Here is a 4,103-nt window from a genome sequence, read left to right as displayed (position 1 = left end):
GCAACGCTTCCGGATCGTCCAGCTTGGCCGCAACCGCGCTGTGACCCAGTTCTTCCACGACGATCATCGCGGTTTCCTGGTCCAGCACCTGGTTGATCGTGACCATCTGGCCCAGCTTCATCATCACCTTGATGACTTCCGAAGCCTTCACGGACATCTTGTGCGCCAGATCCGCCACCGATACCGTTTCCGGCACGTGCACTTCGCGCACCACTGGTTCCGTCGGCGCCTGGAAATTGGTCTGGTCCTGATGCTTGCCACGACCCTTCGGGCCGCCGCGCCAGCCACGGTCTACGCCGCCACTGGTGTCGCCACGCGTCTTGATGCCGCGACGCTTGGCTGCATCGTCCTGCCAGCTGCTCTTGCCACCGGCCTTCTTCTTGTCCGGTCCGAGCGACGGCGCAGCCGCAGCCGGTGCGCCGGCAGCGGGCTTTTTCGCCGCTGCGGGACGTGCCGGTGCCGAACCCTCCGGACGCGCCGGTTTGTGCAGCGTGCCCTTGGCTTCGGCAGCCTTCACGCCTTCCGCCACCTTGGCGGCAGCCGCCGCAGCAGCCACGGCAGCCGGAGTCGGCTCGGGCGGCTTCGCCTGCTGGGCCTTGCGCGGGGTATTCATCATTTCGCGGATGGCGCGGGCTTCGGCTTCAGCCGCGGCACGGCGCTTCGCAATCTGATCGTGCTCGGCACGCGCCTTTTCAGTCGCGGCACGTGCAGCGTCTTCTGCCTTCTTCGCAGCTTCGCGTTGAGCGGCGCGCTCGGCGGCGGCCTTCTCATCGACTTGCGGCGCAGCCGCTTCAGCTTTCACAGGTTCGTCAGCCACGTTTTCCGTCTTCGATTCGGTACGCGTATCCTGACGAGCAGTCGCCGCAGCACGCGAGATCTCGGCGGCTTCCGCTTGCGCGGCAGCACGTTTCGCTTCTTCTTCCTCAGCGCGGCGGCGTTCGGCTTCTGCCGCCGCTTCGCGCGCAACACGCTCCGCCTCTTCGCGCTCGAAGCGCTCCTGGCGTTCCTTCAGTTCAAGCGCTTCTTTTTCAAGCAGCTCGGCAGCATGGCGCGCTTCTTCATCGCGACGCTGCAATTCGGCTTCATCCACTTCGTCTTCGACGTGGTTCGCACCTTCGGCTACCTGTTCGGCACCGCTCTGATCGCGCTGCACGAACACGCGCTTCTTGCGGACCTCGACCTGAATGGTGCGAGCTTTACCCGTAGAGTCGGACTGTTTGATTTCCGACGTATGCCGGCGGGTCAAAGTGATCTTGCGTTTGTCGGCATCGGCGGAACCGTGCGACTTGCGCAAGTGTTCGAGCAGGCGCGATTTGTCCGTCTCGGACAAATCGTCATCCTCGCTCGCTTTCGTGACGCCAGCCGCCTGCAACTGCTCGAGCAGGACGCCCGCAGGCATTTTGAGTTCCGCGGCAAATTGGGCTACGTTGTTACTCGCCATTCATTCCTCTTGATGCAAGGACAAATTCCCTGCTGTTTGATCGGGGTCATGCGGCCAGCCGGCCGCGATATATCAGTGCGCCATGGTCATTTCTCACTGGAACCAGTGTTCACGTGCTTTCATGATCAACGCCTTAGCGGCATCCTCTTCAATACTGGTCATCTCGACCAGCTCATCTACAGCCAGCTCCGCGAGATCGTCGCGTGTCCGGACTTGATGTTCTTCAAGCTTCGAAAACAACTCGTCGGTCATGCCTTCGAGGCTCTTCAGGTCGAGCGCAACGCCTTCGACCTTCTCTTCATTCGCAATCGCCATTGTCAGAAGTGCGTCACGAGCGCGGTTACGCAGTTCGTGAACGGTGTCTTCGTCGAAGGCTTCGATTTCGAGCATTTCGTTGAGCGGCACATAGGCGATCTCTTCGAGGCTGGTAAAGCCTTCGTCGATGAGAATGTCAGCGACTTCCTCGTCGACGTCGAGACGCGCCATGAACAGGCCGCGCAACGTGCCACGCTCTTCGTTCTGCTTCAGCGCGGACTCGTCCGGCGTCATGATGTTGATCTGCCAGCCGGTCAGCTCGCTGGCAAGACGCACGTTCTGGCCGCTACGGCCGATGGCGACCGCCAGTTCATTCTCGTCCACGACGACGTCCATCGAATGTTTTTCTTCATCGACGACGATCGACTGTACGGCAGCCGGCGCGAGAGCACCGATCACGAACTGGGCGGGATCTTCCGACCATAGCACGATGTCGACGTTCTCGCCACCGAGCTCGTTGCGCACCGCCTGCACCCGCGAACCGCGAATTCCGACGCACGTACCGATCGGGTCGATACGCTTGTCATAAGCGATCACCCCGATTTTCGCACGCACGCCAGGATCGCGCGCAGCCGCCTTGATTTCGAGCAGGCCCTGCTCGATTTCCGGCACTTCCATTTCGAACAGTTTCATCAGGAACTCGGGCGCCGTGCGCGAGAGTTCGATCTGCGGGCCGCGTGCGGTGCGGTCGACCTTCGCGATATAAGCGCGAACCCGGTCGCCGACCCGCAGGTTTTCCTTAGGAATCAACTGGTCACGGCGCAGCAACGCTTCGACACGGCCCGATTCGACGATGAAATTACCCTTGTCCAGACGCTTGACCGCGCCGGTCATGATCTTTTCGCCGCGTTCCAGGAAGTCGTTCAGGATCTGCTCGCGCTCGGCGTCTCGAACCTTCTGGAGAATCACCTGCTTCGCAGCCTGGGCACCAATCCGGCCGAACTCGATGGACGGAATGGGTTGCTCGATGTACTCGTCGATTTCCGCGTCGGGCTTTTCTTCCTTCGCTTCGAACAACAGGATTTCCTGGTCCGGCTCCTGAAGACCCGCTTCGTCCGGCACCACTTTCCAGCGGCGGAACGTCTCGTGCTCGCCGCTTTCACGGTCGATCGCCACGCGGATGTCCACATCTTCCTCGAACAGCTTCTTCGTTGCCGAAGCAAGCGCTGCTTCGAGCGCTGCGTACACCACGTCCTTGTTGACGTTCTTTTCGCGCGCCAGCGCATCCGCCAGCATCAAAACTTCGCGACTCATTGTTTGCGGCTCCTAAAGTCAACTTTGGGGACGAGACGTGCTTTATCGAGGTCTGCGAGCGTGAAATCGAGCATCGCAGCGCCGCCGTCCTTCCCTTCGAATTCCAAACCGATCGACTCGCCGTTCGGTGCATGCAGGATGCCCCGGTACGACTTGCGCCCGTCCAGCGGCTTCTTCAATGTAATGGTGGCTTCGCTGCCCGCGAAGCGTTCGAAATCCGCCAATTTCTTGAGCGGACGATCGAGACCCGGCGACCCGACTTCAAGACGCGAGTAATCGATATTCTCCACTTCGAACAGATACTGAAGCTGACGTGTGACTTTTTCACAGTCTTCAATCGCGATTCCGGCGGGCTGGTCGATCGAGATACGCAGCAAACCGCCCCCCGCGCGCTCGATTTCAACAAGTTCGTAGCCCAGGCCCGAGACCGTGGTTTCGATGATTTCCGTCAGTTGCACAGTGAAAGACTCCAAGATGTTCGCGCGCTCCACGCCGAACACCTGCGGACCGCGCCTTGAGCCGGCGCATTCACTTACCCAAGATGCTGAACCGAAAGCCCAAAAAAAAATGGGCGCAACGCCCATCCTTCTGTACCGCGATCACATCCGGGCGGCGAAACAATCACCATGCCCATCGACTTCGTGATTTTAGCCATTTTTCGGGATAAACGCAACCAATACGCCCTGTGTGCAGGCGTTTGACGGCCATTTACAAGGCAAATCGAAGGTGTTTATCGCGCATTCGCCGCACTTTCGTGCGCTTTCTTATTAGCAAAGGCACGCGGATGCCGCCGCGGGCAGGCTGAGCGGGCAATGCACGCCCAGCCGAATGTCTTTTGCCATGTCGGCAAGCGCTGTTCAGCCGGCGACCGTCGCCTCAGATCAACGACCGATCAGCGTCCGCGTGTACGGTTACGCGGCGCGGGCCGTGCACCATCGCGTGCAGGTCCGCCGCGCGAATTCCCGCTATTGCCCTGCGGACCTGTACCCGGGCCGCCTTGGCGGCCGCCCTGACCGGACCTTTTGCCGCCGGCGTTCGCCGGACGACCGCCCGGTGCGCCGTTGCCCATGCCGGGACTCCCCGGCGGACGGCT

3 protein-coding genes and 1 pseudogene are annotated in these 4,103 nt (G+C 60.9%); all 4 read right to left on the bottom strand.

Translation table 11 applies throughout. The annotated features are described in order from the left end of the window. The coding region (locus tag ACFFAR_RS26585; protein WP_375508767.1) for a translation initiation factor IF-2 N-terminal domain-containing protein at window positions 1–1,441 on the bottom strand (1,441 nt) is incomplete at its 3' end. A 93-nt stretch (window positions 1,442–1,534) separates the two neighbouring features. Next, window positions 1,535–3,010 carry a transcription termination factor NusA gene (gene nusA / locus ACFFAR_RS26580; RefSeq protein WP_061999640.1) on the bottom strand — a complete coding sequence of 492 codons (1,476 nt, stop codon included), beginning with the start codon at window positions 3,008–3,010 and terminating at the stop codon, window positions 1,535–1,537. Continuing rightward, on the bottom strand, window positions 3,007–3,468 hold the full coding sequence (gene rimP / locus ACFFAR_RS26575; protein WP_062000892.1) for a ribosome maturation factor RimP: 462 nt from the start codon (window positions 3,466–3,468) through the stop codon (window positions 3,007–3,009). The genes nusA and rimP overlap by 4 nt, the downstream gene beginning before the upstream one ends. A gap of 434 nt (window positions 3,469–3,902) precedes the next feature. Beyond that, a pseudogene (locus ACFFAR_RS26570) lies at window positions 3,903–4,103 on the bottom strand (hypothetical protein); the annotation flags it as partial.

This window comes from uncultured Caballeronia sp. (assembly GCF_964243625.1).
Lineage (GTDB): Bacteria > Pseudomonadota > Gammaproteobacteria > Burkholderiales > Burkholderiaceae > Caballeronia.
This window is presented reverse-complemented; position numbering and strand designations above follow the sequence as displayed.

Bases quoted from the DNA above. Each gene is read 5' to 3' on its own strand.
- nusA (WP_061999640.1), bottom strand. From the start codon at position 3,010: ATGAGTCGCGAAGTTTTGATGCTGGCGGATGCGCTGGCGCGCGAAAAG.